Raw genomic sequence first — 18,676 nt, forward strand, 5'->3', positions numbered from 1 at the left:
TAAAGTTTTTTAATAAATCTTTAATGACACTGTGGTTTTTTTTAAGGTTTTACATTATCTTTGATTTTAAAAGATAATTTTATTAATATAAATTTCGACACTAAATTATGAAAATTGAGAAGATACAAGCTTTGAGGGGTCCTAATATTTGGAGTATTAGAAGAAAGAAGTTGATACAGATGCGTTTGGATCTTGAAGAGATGGAGAATTTTCCTACCAATAAAATTGAAGGATTCCGTGAAAGAATAGAAAAGCTGCTACCTTCTTTAATAACCCACAGATGTTCTGAAGGTACCCACGGAGGATTTTTTCACCGTATAGAAACCGGAACATGGATGGGGCATGTTATAGAGCACATCGCTTTAGAAATTCAAACTCTTGCAGGAATGGATTCCGGATTTGGAAGAACACGAGAAACAAAAACTCCGGGAGTATATAACGTTGTATTTGATTATATTGAAGAGAATGCTGGTGTCTACGCTGCTGAACAGGCTGTAGAAATTGCCCGTGCTTTGATAGATGGAAATGATTACGATATCAATGCATGTATTCAAAGACTCAAAGAAATCAGAGAACGTGTACGTTTAGGTCCTTCTACAGGAAGTATTGTAGAAGAAGCGGTTTCCAGAAAAATCCCATGGATCAGATTAGGAAGTAATTCTTTGGTACAATTGGGTTACGGAGTCAATCAGCAAAGATTTCAGGCCACAATTACCGGGAATACAAGCTCGATTGCAGTAGATATTGCATGTAACAAAGAACTGACTAAAAGAATGCTGCACGAGGCTGCAATTCCTGTTCCGACAGGTGATTTGGTAATAAATGAAGAAGGATTACAAAATGTTATTCAAAAAATTGGCTATCCGATCGTGATAAAGCCTTTAGACGGAAATCATGGAAAAGGTTCTTCGATCAATGTGAATGATTGGGAAGTTGCAAAAATTGGTCTGGAACATGCTCAGAAATATTCTAATAAAGTAATCGTTGAAAAATATGTTACAGGATATGACTTCCGTGTTTTGGTCATTAATAATAAAATGGTTGCGGCGGCCAGAAGAGTTCCTGCCCATGTGGTTGGTGATGGTGAGATGAATCTTCAGCAATTGATTGATAAAGAAAATCAAGATCCGAGAAGAGGTTACGGGCACGAAAATGTTCTTACCGAAATTGCTGTTGACAAAGACACAACAGAATTGTTGGATAAACTTTATTATACTTTAGAAACAGTTCCTCAGAAAGGAGAAGTTGTTTATCTAAAATCAACCGCCAATCTTTCTACAGGTGGAACTTCCATTGATGTAACCGATATGGTGCATCCGGAAAATATTACAATGGCAGAAAGGGTTTCGAAGATTATCGGATTAGATGTTTGTGGAATTGATATTATGGCAGAAAATCTTACTCAGCCATTGAAAGAAAGTGGTGGAGCGATTATTGAAGTTAATGCTGCTCCGGGCTTCAGAATGCACTTAGCACCAAGTGAAGGTCTTCCTAGAAACGTTGCTGCGCCGGTTGTTGATATGCTTTATCCACAAGGAAAACCGTTTACGATTCCAATTATTGCAGTTACGGGAACGAACGGGAAAACTACAACTACAAGATTGATTTCTCATATTGTTAAAAATAATGGCTACAGAGTAGGTTTCACAACTTCAGACGGTATTTACATTCAAAATACAATGTTGACGAAAGGGGATACTACGGGACCGATTTCTGCTGAATTTATATTAAAAGATCCAACGGTAGAATTTGCTGTTCTGGAAACTGCAAGAGGTGGAATTCTTCGTTCAGGATTAGGTTTTTCTCAATGCGATATTGGGGTTTTAACCAACATTAAAGAAGATCATTTAGGTTTGAATGATATCCATAACCTCAAAGATTTAACCAAAGTAAAAAGGGTAGTGCTCGACAGTGTGAAGAAAAACGGCTGGAGCGTTCTGAATGCCGAAGATGAGTATTCGATGAGAATCATCAACGATTTACCGAGCAATGTTGCAATTTTCAGTCTGGATGAAAATAACGAATACATAAAAAAGTTTGCAAAAGAAGGTAAAACAACCTGCGTTTACGAAGAAGGTTTTGTAACCATCAAAAAAGGTGACTGGAAAATCAGAATCGGAAAAGCCAAAGACTTCCCAATTACGATGGATGGTAAGGCGAGATTCATGATTGATAATGTTTTGGCGGCAAGTTTAGCGTGTTACCTGTATGGTTTCGGAATTGAGGATATTTCAAATTCACTTCGTACATTTATTCCAAGTGCGCAGCTTACACCGGGTAGATTAAATGTTTTTAAATTTAAAAACTTTAAGGTTCTTATTGATTTTGCCCACAATCCTGCAGGATATGAAGCAATTGAAGATTATCTTAAGAATGTGGAATCTACCAAAAAAATTGGTATTATTTCCGGAGTTGGTGACAGAAGAGATGAAGATATCACACTTTGCGGAAAAATTGCCGGAAGAATGTTTGATTATATTATTATTCGCAATGAAAAGCATCTTCGCGGAAGAAAAGAAGAGGAAATCAATGGTTTAATCATCGACGGAATTCAAAACTCGGGAAGAGATGTGAGCTATGAAATTATTCCAAAAGAAATCGAAGCCCTAAAACATGCGATGAGCATGGCAGAAGAAGGAACTTTTATCACGGCATTGAGTGATGTAATTTCTAATGCTATCGATTTGGTACAGGAATATCAGGCGAGAGAATTGCTTGAGGATGGTAAGATTTAATAAGATTCGGCGGGCTTCGGAGAAGCCCGCCGAAAATCAATATCATAAAAAAAACTCAGAAATATTTCTGAGTTTTTTTTATGATATTGATTTTGATTTATTCAGCAAAAAACGCATTAGAACTTCCAATCCAAATGGCATCTTTTTTATTAAAGTCAACGTTGACCATTGCAGCTTTCGTCATTCTACCCAAATTTTCCAGTAAAATCGGACGTTCATCCTGCTCTCTCCAGATGTAAAGCAAACGAATCTCTGCCTTTGAAAATTCGCCGTTAATGTCTTCAAAAATCGGCTCGTAGGTTACTTTTCTTTGCAAAATATAGTTTTCTTTATCTTCAATTGCATCTGCAATTTCTTTTGTTGGATTTAAATTAACTCCGCTTCCTGCGAATGAAAACAAGGGTTTTAGAACGAAATTTTCAAGATTTTCGCTCTCGGGAAATTCATGTAAGAAATAACTTTTCGGAACAAATTGATGTTTCAGCATCGGCAAAAGGAATTTTGAAATTTTAAAAAACCAATTCGGATGCGTGATCCACTTTACATCTGCATCTTCACGGAAATCAAATTCAAGCTTTAGATCAGGAATTCTGTCTAATTCGTCAAAAATTACACGGTTGTAAATTCTATTAATCTGAATTTTTTTACCGTCATTTTCGTAAAATAACTTTTTACCTTCTTTTTTTACTTTCGTCAGACAAACTGTTTTTATTCCCAATAGCTTTTCAGTTAAAGCAAAATCAATGGCAGTTTTTTGTTTTTCAGGATAAATTTCAAGTAAAATAACGTTTTCTGGATTTTCACCTCCAACAATGAGTTCTTTCAAATAATTCTGAAATTCTTCCTGTGGCATTTTACTTTTAATTTCATTTAAAAACGGGTAAACTTGACAGAATGTTTCTTCAAAAACTTTCTGAAAAGCATACAATGAAGGGAAAGCTTGCAACTCTATCAATTGTGGTTCTATTTCGCCGTTTTCACTTCTACAGATTCCAAAATCAATCGTGAAAAAATGAGGCTGCTTTGTATCGTTTGGAACTTTACAGTTTTCGGGAATGGCTTTCTCTAATGTGCCTTCCGGTAAAGCTTTGATCTGATCAATAATGCTTTCACTAGCATCAATCAGTTTGCTTTTAAATTCATTCGTAAGAAACATCGGACTTTCGGAAAGTCTGAAAGAAGGTATTAAACCACTTTTTTCCTTTAAGATTTCTTTAAACTGTTCATATTTTTCCTGAGTAAACTTCTCATTAAACTGTTTTCTGTATTTTGGAATCATATTCTTTTTCTTTTGTGATTTAAAAAATCGAGCAGCTTTGCTCGATTTTTATTGATAATTTTATTTTTTAGTCATGTTTTAAGCCATCACTTCAATCTCTTTCAAAATGTTTTTTTTTGCAAGTCTCAAAAATCTTGGAAGAATTTGTGCCTGTGTAAGTACGATCTTATCTTCATCATCCATTCTGTCAATAGTTTCAAGATATTTTTCCATTCCGAAATTTTCGATCATGGCATTTTTGTTCTTTTCATCTTTAAGGTTTTCTATCATGCCTTCAGGATTGGCTTCAGGATGAAACTGAGTTCCGAAGATCTCTTCTGAAAAACGAATCGCCATTACTGCTCTTTCTAAATTCACATGAGGACGGAATTTTTCAATTGCTGCGATTTTCATTCCCAATTCTTCAAAACGATCATGATCCGGCTCTATAAACTGATACGCTCTCGAATCTACGGCATAAAAAGGATCCGGAAGATTTTTAAATAAAAATTCCTGCTCACCATCTTCAGTTTTATGTACAGGCATTACTCCAAATGAATAAGAATTTCTTTTGCAGATATTTCCCAATTTCCAGTGAATGCTTGCTAACTGAAATGAATGACAAATTAAAAACAGAAATTTTTTAGCTTCATTCTGTTGATTATGCCTGTAAACTGAATCTAAAAAGTCTGCGAATTTCTGTTCCCAGTCATGTCCTTCTCTATGAGGATTTCCGGGACCTCCCGACGATATGAAAATGTCAAAATCTTCAATATTCGGAATTTCATTTTTAAATCTTACGTCAAAAACTTTAATACTTATATTTTCTTCAGATTGTTGCTGAAAGGCTTCAGATATCTCTTTAATATTTTTAAATCCCTGATTTGCCTGATTATTGTTCATATCCAGCAAAGCAATTCTTACATCTCTCATAACTTCATATTTTATGCAAAGTTATTAAAAATATTATGAAGCATTTCCGCCGTGAGTGATTCCATATTCGGTCTCAGAGATCATGTAATCAACGACTTTCTTCAGATCACCGGTTTCTTCGAATACTTTAAGCTGTCTGTCGGCACCTGTGCCGTTTTCTAAAATTTTCCATGCATATTCCACTTCTTTTCTGCATCCTAAATCGTCTACTACATCATCGATGAACTCAAGCAATTCTTTTAACAAATCAGGATAAGGTACAGATTCTTCTTTACCAAAATCAATTAAATGAGAATGAATTCCGTCTCTTGAAGCGCGCCATTTATTTTCATTAAGCAACAATCTTCTGTAACTTCTGAAACTTAAATTCTGCTGATGCAGCTTGTAAATTTTGGCCACTAAACTTTGCATAATTGCAGCCAGACAAACCGTTTCTTCGATTCTTAAAGGCATATCGCAAATTCTGAATTCGATAGTAGGGTAGAATGGATGTACGCGTAAATCCCACCAGATTTTCTTAGCGTTATCAATCGTTCCGGTTTTCACCAAAAGATCGACATAGCTGTCAAATTCAGCCAAAGAATTGAAGTAACTTGGAATTCCTGTTCGTGGAAATTTAACGAAAATTTCCTGTCTGTAAGATCTGAATCCTGTATTTCTGCCAATCCAAAAAGGAGAATTTACAGAAAGCGCGTAAACGTGCGGAAGAAAATAACGCATCACATTCTGAATTCTTACCCCTTCTTCACGATTTGGGATTCCAATGTGAACGTGCAGACCAAAAATAAGATTTCCACGGGCAACGTCGCCCATATCGTCAACAATTTTGTTGTAACGTTCACCGTTTGTGATGGTATTGTGTTCCCAATTTGAAAAAGGGTGTGTTCCGCCACCGGAAACGCGAAGTCCCTGTTCGTGAGCTGTATTGATAAGATGTCTTCTCAAATTCGTCAGTTCAGCCTGTGCTTCCTGAATGTTTTGGCAGATTCCGGTTTCCATTTCAATCATTGATTCGTGCATTTCGTGCTTTAAGTTTTCACTCAAAACAGCTTTTCCGCCTTCAATGATTTTAGAAACGTGAGAAACCAAATCTCTGCTTTCTAAATCGATGATTTGATATTCCTCTTCAATTCCAATAGTAAACTGATGCATTTTTAATTTGTGTTTTGTATGGTTTTATTTTACTGAATCTTTCACGAAAGTTCCCCAAGAGATATTCTGTTTTCCCGGAACATATTCTTTAGCTTTTTCGATTGCCAATTTTGCAGAGTGCTCAACAATCCATGCGAAGTTTTCTTCACCAACAGAATTTCTGTCAGCATCCGGAGCAGGGTTACAGAAGTCGATTGCGTAAGGAATTCCGTCTCTTACGGCAAATTCTACAGTATTGAAATCATATCCCAAAGCTTCATTCATTTTAATCGTATAATCATGAATTACTTTTAGCAATTTTTCTAAATCTTTCCCTTCTGTCTGGTGTGTCGTTGCATATCTCAAATGGTGAGGATTTCTCGGTTCGTAAGGCATGATGTGAACATATTTCTTGCCTAAACAATACACTCTGTAATAATCCTGAAAGACAATTTCTTCCTGTACCATCATCACCAATTGCTCTGTCTCAGAAAGTTTATCCCAAAGATCTTCAGGGCTTTCAACTCTGTAAACACTTTTCCAGCCACCACCGTCATGAGGTTTCATATAAGCCGGGAAACCAACGTAATTGAAGATATAATCCCAATCGTGTGGAAATTTAAGGTTTCTGAATGATGTTTCCGAAGTATCTGTCGGTCTTTCGTATGATGGTAATAAAACTGTATTGGGTAATGGAATTCCGAGTTTAGACATCAATGCATTATTGAAAAACTTTTCGTCTGCACTCCACCAGAATGGATTGTTGATGACGTAGGTTCCGTTCAATGCAGCATTTTTAAGATATGCTCTGTAAAAAGGAACGTCTTGGGAAATTCTGTCAATAATAACGGCATAACCGTAATCTGCACCTTGCTCCAATTTATCGATTGTTACAGCTTCTGCAACTATTTCCCCTTTTCCAAGTTCGTTAACTTTATCTATAAATGCCCATGGAAAAGTGTCTTCCATACCAAATAAAATTCCTACTTTTTTTGCCATAATTTGTTTTTTAATGTTTTAATATTGAATAGTTTTTAAAATTTAAGAAAAAAATGTTCCTATAAAATTAGGAAAAGCCATTCTCCAAAGAGGCCAGTCGTGGTTGATCCATTTTTTTTCGTCATACCAGAAATCAATCCCTTTTGATCTGAGAATTCCTGCCATTTCTACGTTCTTATCTTTGCAAATGTCTTCATCTGAAGTGCTGAGAACGATGTGCATGTGTTTGTATTTCCAGGCTTCGTCATTTTTGACAAATTCTCTCGGACAGTTAAAATATACAAGCTCGTCAGAATATCCATCCATGAAATTTCTGATGCTGAATGCTCCGGAAAGACTGAATAAATGCGAAACTACGTCAGGAAATCTAAATGCAAAATTTGATGCATGATAACCTCCGAAACTTGCTCCGGCTACAGCTACACGATGTGTACCATGAAGTTTCTGGATGTACGGTACAAATTCCTGAATCAGAAACTGTACATATTTTTCGTAATTTCTGATTCTCTGTTGTGGTGAAATGCTTTCATCATAAAAGCTCCACGCATCAATCGTCTGAATATTATATAATTTTACTTTTCCCTGCTCAATAAACCAATTGATGCTGCTGTTCAGATGAAAATCATGATTTTGGGTATACTGTCCTTGTGAAGTTGGAAACATGATAATCGGATAGCCAAAATGTCCTGTAACTTCCACTTTAAGGCTTATTCCTAATATGTGTGAGTAATAATCTGTGTGTTCTATATGTGGCATGTACTATAGATTTTTAGTTTTTTTGTTTAAATTTTACAACGAAAGAATATTTTAAATTATCACTACCCAAGTTCCAAATTAATTCATTTCAAACTAATAAGTCTTTGGATTTCAATTAATTTAATAATAACTAATCGTTACGCAGTCGGTTTTTCTTTCGGAGGAATAATGTTGAGCAAATGCGCATGAATTTTTTCTGCAGCACGATCCAGTCTTTCTACCACTTTCTCAGAATCTTTCGATTTATAAACGATTCCTATATGATAATCTATCGGAAGAAATTTTACCACTTCTTCACATTCAAATTCATTATAATCGGGTTCTTTATCTTTAATTAAAGCAACGATCAATCCTGAATAATAACCCGTGGGTTTAGAAACTTCGTAATTTTTTCCTCTCAGAAGTGCATCTTCAATTTTTGCCCATTCACGCCAGATATTGATGTTGCTGGAAGCTTCTACCAAATCCGGAATGTGTGCACCACCAACTCTTGAAGAAGTTTCCAGAAAATACCATTTTCCATCTTCTTTTCCACGGATAAATTCTGTGTGAGTAGCACCATTCATCAAGCCAAAGTTCATCAAAACTTTAGAATTGGCTTCATCCAATGCGATAAATTCTTCAGAATATCTTCCTAATGTTTTAGTTCGGAAAACACCGCCTTCGTGAGAAACTTCCATTGGTGGAGCGAGATATTTTGAAGCTGATGTAAAAACAATTTTTTTATTAAAAGTAAGGCTGTCAACGTGATAAACATCGCCAGGTTTAAAGCTTTCCAAGAGAAAAAGATGACGCTCTTCGCCTAATTTTTCTAAAGCTTCCCAAAGTTCTTCTTTGGTTTTTAATTTTTTAATTCCTGATGCTGAAGCTTCTGATCTTGGTTTTAAAACCCAAGGTGCATTTATTTTATTAGTAAAATTTTCTACTTCCTGATCGTTGAATACCGCGGTAAATTCCGGGACATTGATTCCCGAATCTTTAGCTTTCTGGCGCATTGCCAGTTTATCTCTAAAATAGCGGTGTGTAGTCTGTCCCATCCCCGGAATACGGAACGTTTCGCGAATCAGTGCAGCTTTTTCTACATCATAATCATCTAATGCAATTACGGCATCAACTTTTCGGGTTTTCATGAGGTGTGAAAATCCCTGAATAAGATGGTCAAGATTCCAGACAGACGGTTTCATTTCGGGCATATAGAAAACCTCATCAATAGCGTGCCACGGCCAGTTTTTTTCTTTGAGGTTTTCAGATGTTACTAAGATAACTTTATTGCCAAGATTCTTCATCTCGTCCATAAAATCATAACCCTTGTAATAGCACGAAATGCATACAATAGTTTTCTCCTCCATATAATGTTTTTTAAAATTTAATGAATATTCAAAAATAAAAGCAATTTTTTATTGATATTTTAATGTTAAAAACCAATAATCGATGCGTATTTGAAAATCACTAATCAATTATACAGAGATTTTTTGAAATAAACTAATTTTTAGTGATAATTTTCAATTAAATCGGCTAATAATTGTACGCCATAACCCGTTGCGGCTTTATCTTTTGCATATCCTACATTTCCAAACGCAACTCCGGCAATGTCTAGGTGAGCCCAGTTTTTGTGTCCTCCTATAAATTCTTCTAAAAATTTTGCTGCAACAATGCAGTCACCGATAGGTTTCATTGAGATATTTTTAAAATCAGCCACATCAGATTTAAAATCATTTTTCCAGATATCCCATAAAGGTAAATTCCATAATCTTTGGTTGGTTTTATCGCCTGTTTTAATCAAGAGATTTTTCAGGTTCTCATTATTTGAAAACATAGCTCCACAAGTATCACCAAACATTCTTACTGAGCTTCCCGTTAAGGTTGCCAAATCAATTAAAACATCAGTTTTAAAGTTTTTAGACATATATGAAAGTCCGTCAGCCAAAGTCATTCTTCCTTCTGCATCGGTATTCAGAACTTCTATCGTTTTTCCGTTATAAGCTGTGATAACGTCGCTTGGTAAATAAGCGTTTTCAGAAACAGCATTGTCTGTGATTGGTAAAATTGCAATAATGTTGACAGGCAATTTCATTTGTGAAGCATAGATTAAAGCGCCGATCACGGCTGTTGCACCGCCCATGTCAGATTTCATGTAATGCATATTGTCGGATGCTTTAATGGAAATTCCACCGGTATCAAACAAGACACATTTTCCGACCAAGCCAATTGTTTTAGCATTTTTTACAGCTGTTTTGTATTCTAAAATAGTGAATGCAGCATCGTAAGCGCTTCCCTGATTGACAGAAAGGAAAGCGCCCAATCCTAATTCTTCACATTTTTTTCTATTGAATGCAGTATATTTTAATTGATTTTTTTTAGCTAAATTTTTCAGATAAGCATTGACAGCATCAGGTCTTTTTAAGTTGGCGGGTTTGTTGAGCCAATCCTGGCAAGCGGTTTGTCCTTCGCAAATTGCATCGGCTTTGCTGATGATATTATCTAATTTTTTCTGACTTAAATTTCCAAAATGAAATTCAAATTTTTCATTCCAGAATGGATGGTTTTTCTCAAAAGGATAATTGTAAGTTCCAAGAAAAAGTCCTTTCACGAATTCTTCAAACTGTTTTTCATTAATAAAATCTGCTAAAATTAAAGTTGAAACTACTTGAAAGTTTTTCTTCTGACTCTGAGAGAATTTTGTGGCAACCTGTTGAAATTCAAAATTCTGCAGATTAGATTTTCCAAATCCGATAAAATAAGTAATGGTTTCTTCTTTAGCATCAATGAAAACTTCATTTTTCTTTCCTGAAAAAAGAAGAGAGATATTCTTATTGTATTTTTTGCTGTTTTCCGACCAAGATTCTTCTGTGAAAAGTTCGAAAATCTGTGCGTAATTTTTATTTCTTTTATTTAATAATTTCATAATTTTTTTTAGTTTTCTATTGTATCCTGATGTGGCGTAACTTCCACAGGATTTTCTGTATTATTGTAAAATAACCATTCAATTGCTCTCGGAAATTCCTGCGACCAGTAAAATTCATTATGAGAACCTTCAGGATTGATGTTGGTTTTAAATTCAAAATCAAAAAGGTTTTTCTTTTCCCATCTTTTCAGATAATTTTCAAAAACCTGTATTCTTTTCACCATTTTTGATCCTTCCTGTTCACCTCCATAAAGGTAAATCTTAGTTTTAAACGGAACTCTGAAACTCATCATCGGAAAATTGTTATTCGGCTCAACCCAAAGCGATGGGGAAAAAATCAAAAGCTTTGAGTATACTTCAGGATATAAAAATCCGCTGTAAATGCTGATTAATGCTCCTAAAGAACTCCCTCCAATTCCGGTATTTTCACGATCTCTTTTTGTGCGGTAATGTTCATCAACAAAAGGTTTTAAAGTGTCTGTAATAAAACGGATATATTTTTTGCCTTCAGAACCATTGGCAACATTATCATTGTCGAAAATATATTCTTTAATTCTTTCTTCACTTCCGTGTTCGATAGCGATGATAATTACATCACCACGACCATATTCTGCAAGGATTGAGAGTTTTTTGTCGATTTCCCAGTTTCCGTAAGGGCTTCCTTCATTAAATAAATTCTGCGCATCCTGAAGATAGAGAACAGGATATTTTTTGTCTGAAACATAATAGTCGTAAGGTAAAAGTGCCCAGACTTTACGGTGTCTTTCAAGCTGAGGAATATAGAATTCTTCCGAAATAATCTCAACAATAGGGAAAAACTCTTTTTTAAAAGGCCCCCAATTGAATCTCCACTTTTCTACGGTGTGAGAGATTGATCCCTCAGATTTCTGAACTTTTTTGTTGGGAGTAATGCTTCCGTATTTATCTAGTTCAACGTTTTCCCAGCCGCCTTTTGTGAATTTAAATTCAACAATGTCCGGTAGAAATTCATCAGATATTTCAATGTAGTAATTGTTTTGATCTATTTGTGCGAGTTGATAACGCAGGTCTTTAGGATTCCAGATATTGAAGTTACCGGTGATAAATATCGGTCTTTCATCTGCCTCCTCTGTGTAAAGTATAAACTTCATTTTTGTGTTTAAAAAGTAGGTAATTCAATTAAACCGATAAAAGTATAAAAAATCTTTTTATATAAGTTATTTAAAATTAATAAAAAAACTAAGTCTTACCACAAGAAAAATTTATATATTTGATAGTCATCGAAACTTACAGATAAGCCATTTAACATAATATTCTTTGGTTTTTTTATAAAAGTTAATGATGCTGTCGGGTTAAAAAAACACTATGATGAACTCTGTAAAAACGTATACACTTTTCACGGATCATGACGTATATCTTTTTAAAGAAGGTAAACATTATCGTCTGTATGAAAAATTTGGGGCACATTCAGTTGAAAAAGACGGGGTGAAAGGTGTTTACTTTTCAGTCTGGGCTCCTAATGCAAAAAAAGTTTCGGTGATCGGTAATTTTAATAACTGGAATCATCAGGATCATATTCTTTTCCCGAGATGGGATGGGTCGGGAATCTGGGAAGGCTTTATAGCGGGTCTTACCTGGGGAACATTGTATAAATACGCCATAGAAAGCTTAGGGAAAATTTTGGAAAAAAGTGATCCTTATGCCTTAAGCTGGGAGCAGAATCTTCAGGCTGCATCATTGGTTTCCACAACGTGGTACGAATGGGATGATAATCTCTGGCTTGAAAACCGCTGGAAAAAAAACAGTCTTGAATCTCCGATTTCTGTGTACGAAATGCATTTGGGATCATGGGTCAGAGACATTGATAATCCTGAAAGATTTCTTAATTACAGAGAGATTGCTGCAAAATTGGTTCCTTACATCAAAGATTTGGGCTTTACTCATGTAGAATTCATGCCCGTAATGGAATATCCGTATGATCCGAGTTGGGGATATCAGATTACAGGATTTTTTGCTGCGACTTCACGCTTCGGTTCGCCACAGGATTTAATGTTTTTAATTAATGAGCTTCACAAAAATGATATCGGAGTTATTTTAGACTGGGTTCCTTCTCATTTTCCCGGTGATGCTAATGGTTTGCATCGTTTTGACGGAAGTTATCTGTATGAGCCTGAAGATCCTCGAAGAGGCTTTCATCCAGACTGGAAATCCTATATTTTTAATTACGGAAGAAATGAGGTTAAATCTTTCCTGATTTCTAACGCAATGTTCTGGCTCGATCGTTATCATGCAGACGGTTTGCGCGTAGATGCAGTAACATCGATGCTTCATCTTGATTATTCAAGAAATGAGGGCGAATGGGAACCGAACATTTACGGTGAAAACGTTAATCTTGAAGCTAAAACTTTTTTACAGGAATTCAATACAGCAGTTTATAAAGAATTTGGTAACAGTATTATTACGATTGCAGAAGAAAGTTCAGATTTTCCTTTACTGACAAAACCCGTTCATGACGGTGGAGTAGGTTTCGGGATGAAATGGATGATGGGCTGGATGCACGATACTTTAGATTACTTTAAAGAAGAACACAACGCCAGAAAATATCATCATCATAAACTGACGTTTGCATCGATGTATATGTACAATGAAAATTATATGATGCCTTTGTCTCATGATGAAGTTGTACACGGAAAAGCGAGTCTTATTTATAAAATGAAAGGTGATGAATGGCAAAAATTTGCCAACCTCAGAGCTTTATTTGTGTATATGTTTACTCATCCCGGTGCAAAACTGCTTTTCATGGGGGATGAATTTGGACAAACTGGTGAATGGAATTTTAAACAAAGTTTAGATTGGCATTTATTGGATTTTCCTGTACATAAAGGTTTGCAGAATTTGGTTAAAGATTTGAATCATTTATATAAAAAAGAAACGGCTTTTTACGAAAATCAGTTTAATCAAAATGGGTTTGAATGGGTAGAAGCTGATGATACTGATAATTCTGTATATATTTATTTAAGAAAAGGAAAGAAAAGAGATGATGTTTTGATGGTGATTTTAAATCTTACCCCAAACTGTTTTGATTATAAAGTAGGTGTTGATGACGGAACTCATTGGAATGTAATTTTCAATTCAGATGAAAAAAAATACAGCGGAAGCGGTGTAGAAAGCATCGTTTTCAAAGAAGAAAATGAAGAATGGATGAACCGACCGAAATCAATTTTCCTGAAATTGCCGCCACTTGCAGGAATCGTTTTGAAAATGAAAAAAGATAAAAAGTATAAGATTCAAAGAATAAAACAACACAAAAAATGATTCAGGTTTCAGATATTTTAGGTAAAGATTATGATGACATCAAAGATTTAATCATAAGAACAGACTTTGATGAGGAAACGTTAAAATCGTTTTCTGATGCTGGTATTAATCCACCTTTGACTGACGCAAAACTCAAAAAAGAAATTTATTTTTTTGAGTTTAAAATTGAGAGGAACAAGATTTCTTTTTTCGAAAATAAAGTTTTTGAAATTCTTTTTGCTTGTGACAGACAGAAAACTGCTGACATTATTCAGGATCTTTTAAACCAGAATATTTTTGAATTTAAATTTTATACTAATAAGCAGATTGAAAATACTGAATGGTTAAATAAGGATGATGATTCAGAAGAGGGATTTTTAGAATGGAAATTCAAAAGACTTGAATTCGATAATTCGTTAGTTTTTGACGTTAATAATCTTGATATGTATAGTCGTATAACATTTCATTCAGAAAAATTAAGTATCATTATTAAAAATCAGATTATTGATGATGAGGCTGTATATTTATTTGAGTTAAATCAAAATCTTAATAAAAGTTTTTAAAGATAATTTCTTAAAATAATTAAATTATAAAATAAGAATGACAATTTATCACCTTAGCACAGAATGTTATCCCGTAGCCAAAGTCGGAGGTTTAGCAGATGTTGTGGGAGCGCTTCCAAAATATCAGAACAAAATAAAAGATGTTGACGCCAAAGTAGTAATGCCATGGTACAACAAAGCTTTTGTGTACGATCATGACTTTGAAGTGGTTTTTGACGGCTTCATTCATCAGGGGCAAAATATGCTTCAGGTTCAGGTAATGAAAGAGAAAACAAACACTTTAGGTTTTGAATTGTTTTTGGTTAAAATTCCGGGACTTTTAGATCGCGAAAATCCTTACGGTTATCAGGATGAAAGTTTTCAGTTTCTGGCATTTCAGCACGGTGTTTTGCATTGGCTGACTGCAATGAAGATTCGTCCGGATGTTCTTCACTGTCACGATTACCATACAGGATTGGTTCCTTTTATGGTAGAGCATTGTGATGAATTTCAGTTTCTAAAAGGAACTAAAACGATAGGGACCATTCACAACGGGGAGTATCAGGGAATGATGCGTTGGGACATGATTCATTTCATGCCTGCATTTGATCACCACAAATGGGGACTTCTCGACTGGAACGGGTTTATCAATCCTTTAGCAAGTATGATTAAATGTTCTCATGCATTCACAACAGTTTCCGAAGGGTATCTTGAGGAACTTTTTGTGAGTTTTAAAGGTCTGGAGAGCTTAGTAAGAGATGAGTTTGGCAAAGCATACGGAATCATCAACGGTATCGATACTGATGTTTGGAATCCTGAAACCGATCCTATGCTTGATTTTAATTTTAATAAAAAAAATGTTCTTAAAATTAAAAAGAAAAATAAACAAAAACTTTGTAAAGAATATGGTCTGAATCCTGATTTACCACTTTTTGCCTTCATAGGCAGGTTTGCTACAGAAAAAGGAGCAGACTTGCTTCCTGAAGTAGTATGGAGAAGTATAAAGCAGACTTATGGTTCGCTTAATATTATGGTTTTAGGTTCCGGGAATTCCTATATTGAAGATAAATTAAAAGAATTAAATTACGTTTACGCCAATTTTGCTACAGATATTGGTTATAAAGAACATTTATCTCACAAAATATACGCTTCGGCAGATTTTTTGTTGATGCCTTCAAGAATAGAGCCTTGCGGTCTCAATCAGATGTATGCAATGCGCTACGGAACAGTACCTGTTGTAAGCTACACCGGTGGATTGAGAGATACTGTGAAAGATATTTCTACAGGTGGCTCAGGATTAAATTTTACCTATCCGGGAGTTGATGATATTATTCATGCAATGGTTCGCGGTTTAGCAATTTATAATCAGAAAAAAGCAATGGATGATCTTGTGCTTTCAAATATGAATTTTGATTTTGCATGGGAGAAATCTGCAGAAAAATATATAGCTTTATATAAGAACTAAAATTTCAGAATTTAAGGATCAAATTATTTAAATTTAAGCGTAAAATAGTTTTAAATTTTTCGCATTGAAGAATGATTGAAATGTAATTAAAAAGTCAAAAAATATACTAATATAAGGTAAACCACAAATAAATTTATGAATCCAAATGTTATTTCAATCGTTTTAGGAGGGGGAAGAGGTACAAGGCTTTTCCCGTTAACATACTCAAGATCAAAACCCGCTGTCCCAATTGCCGGAAAGTACAGATTGGTAGATATTCCCATTTCAAACTGTCTAAATTCAGGATTAAATAAAATCTTGGTTTTAACGCAGTTTAATTCGGCATCATTAAATGCTCATATCAAAAACTCATATCACTTTGATATCTTCAGTAAAGGTTTCGTAGATATTTTAGCTGCCGAGCAGAATGTGGAAAACGAAAGTTGGTTTCAGGGAACTGCTGATGCAGTACGTCAATCGATGAAGCATTTGGAAAAATATGATTATGAATATATCTTAATTCTTTCGGGAGATCAACTGTATCAGATGGATTTTAACGCAATGCTGGATTTCCATATTGAAAATGGCGGAGATGTTACTATTGCCACAATTCCTGTAAATGCAAAAGATGCCACAGGTTTTGGTATTTTAAAATCTGATGACGAAGGAAACATCACTTCGTTTATTGAAAAACCAAGCTATGAAATGTTAGACGGTTTGCAGTCTGAGGTTTCCGAAAAAAATAAAGCTGACGGAAAAGAATATCTTGCCTCAATGGGGATTTATATTTTTACTAAATCTATCTTGAAGAAAATGTTTGAAGATGGAGCAGGAGACGATTTCGGTAAAGATATCATCCCAAGCTCAATCGGGAAATACAGCACTTTAAGTTATCAGTACGAAGGATATTGGACGGACATTGGTACAATTGAGTCATTTTATGAAGCTAATTTAGATCTCTGTCAGGATTTCCCTCAGTTTAATCTGTTTTCATCTTCCCCCATTTATACCAGAGCAAGAATGCTTCCGCCTTCAAAAATCAACGGTTCATATGTGAGTAAGGCTGTTTTTGGTGACGGATGCATCATCTTAGCGGATAAAATTGAAAATTCAGTGATTGGGAACAGAACGAGAATTGATAAAGGCAGTACGATCGTTAATTCTTATGTAATGGGAGCCGATTTTTATCAAAAAACAACAGAAATTGTACACAATGACAGCAAAGGGCAACCTAATATGGGAATCGGAAAATACTGTTATATTGAAAAAGCAATTCTTGATAAAAACTGTTACATCGGAGATAATGTGAGAATTATCGGAGGTAAACATCTCAGTGACGGAGACTACGGAACACACTCTGTACAGGATGGAATTGTCTGCGTGAAAAAAGGAGCAGTTTTGCCTCCAGGAACACATATCGGATAAAACTTTCATTTTAATTTTAAACAGTTTATAAGAATAAACATTGTTTCTGGAACATATAAATTATAAAATTAAACAAGTTCTAAATTAATAACACAAGAGTGACCAATATATTGGTCACTTTTTTTATTTGTATTACTTTTGTGCGATGCGTTTTTTCAAAATCATAGCCGTAATTATCATTTTGCTTGTGGGTGCTTATGCTGCTTCCATGTATTATTTCGTGGACGAAAGCAAAAGTTTTAAAGTAGAAAAAGAAGTAGATTTTCCTCTTGATAAAGTTTATAATCAATTTAATAATCTCCAGCATTTCACAAGATGGAATAATTTCTTTACGAGTTCAAAAACCATTACCATTGATTATTACACACCATACGAAGGGCAGGGAAGTGCGATCAGTTATAATGATCCTAAGAGCGAGGACGGTGGCGAAATGTTTATCCGTTATGAAAATCCAAATAAAACTTTGAGATATCAGCTTTTCGAAGATGAAGATGAAAATCCGACGCTAATTGATGTCAAATTCACACCCGTTTCTGCTGAAAAGACAAAAATTACCTGGTTTGTACACACTCCGAAGTTATCTGTTTTGACGAGAGCTCAAAACTTCTGGACTGAAGATAAATTCACCGAAAATATTGAAAAAAGTATGGTGAATCTGAAAAACGTTTTAGGAAATAAGGTTTCAAAAGACAATCAGCTAGCTTCCATAAAATACGACAGTTTGATGGTTGAAAATGAAGAGGCGAGAATGCTCTTGGGAATCAGCGTAAGCACTTCCAATAAAAAAGATGCATTGTACAGAAATATTGTGATGAATTACAATAAAGTCTACAATTTTGTGACGATGGATTTAGGCAAAAAAGATGACGAATTCGGTTATCCAATCCTGATTACAGATGCAGACAATTTTAAAGACAACGAGGTTTCGTATTATTTCGGAATTCCTCTTTCAAAGAAATTTGGAGTGAATGATAATAATTTTAGTTTCAGATCTGTCAATCCTACCCAAAATTATGTAATTTATTACAAAGGAACTTATGCGGGGAGAATAAAAGCAATACAGCAATTGATGCAAAAAGCAAAAACTGACGAAATGAGATATGGCGACATTTATCAGACTTTCATAGAACAGCCTGTAGAAGATAAAGATGTCAATATGAAGCTTTCTCTATCTGTTTATAAATAAATATGATACAAATCATTTCTTTATGTTTTTTTTAATAGTTTGGTTCTGCCCAAAGTCGGTTTTTTTTATTAAATTTGAGGATTAATATT

14 protein-coding genes are annotated in these 18,676 nt (G+C 34.8%); 6 read left to right on the forward strand and 8 right to left on the reverse strand.

Going from position 1 to position 18,676, the window contains the following annotated elements; translation table 11 throughout:
* Window positions 1–107: 107 nt before the first annotated feature.
* Window positions 108–2,735 carry a cyanophycin synthetase gene (cphA, locus tag K0R77_RS08750; RefSeq protein WP_300351247.1) on the forward strand — a complete coding sequence of 876 codons (2,628 nt, stop codon included), beginning with the start codon at window positions 108–110 and terminating at the stop codon, window positions 2,733–2,735.
* Window positions 2,736–2,832: 97 nt separating this feature from the next.
* Here cphA and K0R77_RS08755 read toward each other — a convergent pair whose 3' ends face one another.
* The 8 genes from K0R77_RS08755 to K0R77_RS08790 form a co-directional block, all read right to left on the reverse strand.
* The gene (locus K0R77_RS08755) at window positions 2,833–4,014 is read right to left on the reverse strand and encodes a hypothetical protein (RefSeq protein WP_300351250.1); all 1,182 of its coding nucleotides are present in this window, start codon (window positions 4,012–4,014) and stop codon (window positions 2,833–2,835) included.
* Between the two features lie 78 nt (window positions 4,015–4,092).
* Window positions 4,093–4,926: a GMP synthase gene (locus K0R77_RS08760; RefSeq protein ID WP_300351253.1), complete on the reverse strand. Its 834-nt coding sequence runs from the start codon at window positions 4,924–4,926 to the stop codon at window positions 4,093–4,095.
* Between the two features lie 33 nt (window positions 4,927–4,959).
* On the reverse strand, window positions 4,960–6,078 hold the full coding sequence (locus tag K0R77_RS08765; protein ID WP_300351257.1) for a carboxylate-amine ligase: 1,119 nt from the start codon (window positions 6,076–6,078) through the stop codon (window positions 4,960–4,962).
* Between the two features lie 24 nt (window positions 6,079–6,102).
* A complete protein-coding gene (locus K0R77_RS08770; RefSeq protein ID WP_264750139.1) occupies window positions 6,103–7,056 on the reverse strand; it encodes a RimK family alpha-L-glutamate ligase in 954 nt (317 codons plus the stop codon).
* Between the two features lie 42 nt (window positions 7,057–7,098).
* Window positions 7,099–7,812, reverse strand: a complete 714-nt coding sequence (locus K0R77_RS08775) for an alpha/beta hydrolase-fold protein (protein ID WP_300351262.1) — start codon at window positions 7,810–7,812, stop codon at window positions 7,099–7,101.
* A gap of 137 nt (window positions 7,813–7,949) precedes the next feature.
* Window positions 7,950–9,161 (reverse strand): ATP-grasp domain-containing protein, encoded by a 1,212-nt coding sequence (locus tag K0R77_RS08780; RefSeq protein WP_300351265.1) that lies wholly within the window; start codon window positions 9,159–9,161, stop codon window positions 7,950–7,952.
* Window positions 9,162–9,301: 140 nt separating this feature from the next.
* The gene (locus tag K0R77_RS08785) at window positions 9,302–10,717 is read right to left on the reverse strand and encodes a leucyl aminopeptidase family protein (RefSeq protein WP_300351268.1); all 1,416 of its coding nucleotides are present in this window, start codon (window positions 10,715–10,717) and stop codon (window positions 9,302–9,304) included.
* Window positions 10,718–10,725: 8 nt separating this feature from the next.
* The gene (locus K0R77_RS08790; protein ID WP_300351270.1) at window positions 10,726–11,847 is read right to left on the reverse strand and encodes an alpha/beta hydrolase-fold protein; all 1,122 of its coding nucleotides are present in this window, start codon (window positions 11,845–11,847) and stop codon (window positions 10,726–10,728) included.
* A gap of 217 nt (window positions 11,848–12,064) precedes the next feature.
* Here K0R77_RS08790 and glgB point away from each other — a divergent pair, with 217 nt between their 5' ends.
* The 5 genes from glgB to K0R77_RS08815 all read left to right on the forward strand — a co-directional run bounded on the left by glgB (window position 12,065) and on the right by K0R77_RS08815 (window position 18,587).
* Window positions 12,065–14,011, forward strand: a complete 1,947-nt coding sequence (glgB, locus tag K0R77_RS08795) for a 1,4-alpha-glucan branching protein GlgB (protein ID WP_300351726.1) — start codon at window positions 12,065–12,067, stop codon at window positions 14,009–14,011.
* On the forward strand, window positions 14,008–14,553 hold the full coding sequence (locus K0R77_RS08800) for a hypothetical protein (protein WP_300351273.1): 546 nt from the start codon (window positions 14,008–14,010) through the stop codon (window positions 14,551–14,553). Before glgB ends, K0R77_RS08800 begins: the two co-directional genes overlap by 4 nt.
* A 37-nt stretch (window positions 14,554–14,590) precedes the next feature.
* Window positions 14,591–15,997, forward strand: coding sequence for a glycogen synthase (locus tag K0R77_RS08805; RefSeq protein WP_300351275.1), 1,407 nt, complete (start codon window positions 14,591–14,593; stop codon window positions 15,995–15,997).
* 135 nt (window positions 15,998–16,132) lie between these two features.
* A complete protein-coding gene (locus tag K0R77_RS08810) occupies window positions 16,133–17,401 on the forward strand; it encodes a glucose-1-phosphate adenylyltransferase (protein ID WP_300351277.1) in 1,269 nt (422 codons plus the stop codon).
* Between the two features lie 145 nt (window positions 17,402–17,546).
* On the forward strand, window positions 17,547–18,587 hold the full coding sequence (locus K0R77_RS08815) for an SRPBCC domain-containing protein (RefSeq protein ID WP_300351280.1): 1,041 nt from the start codon (window positions 17,547–17,549) through the stop codon (window positions 18,585–18,587).
* Window positions 18,588–18,676 lie beyond the last annotated feature (89 nt).

Source organism: Chryseobacterium sp., assembly GCF_029240215.1.
GTDB lineage: Bacteria > Bacteroidota > Bacteroidia > Flavobacteriales > Weeksellaceae > Chryseobacterium.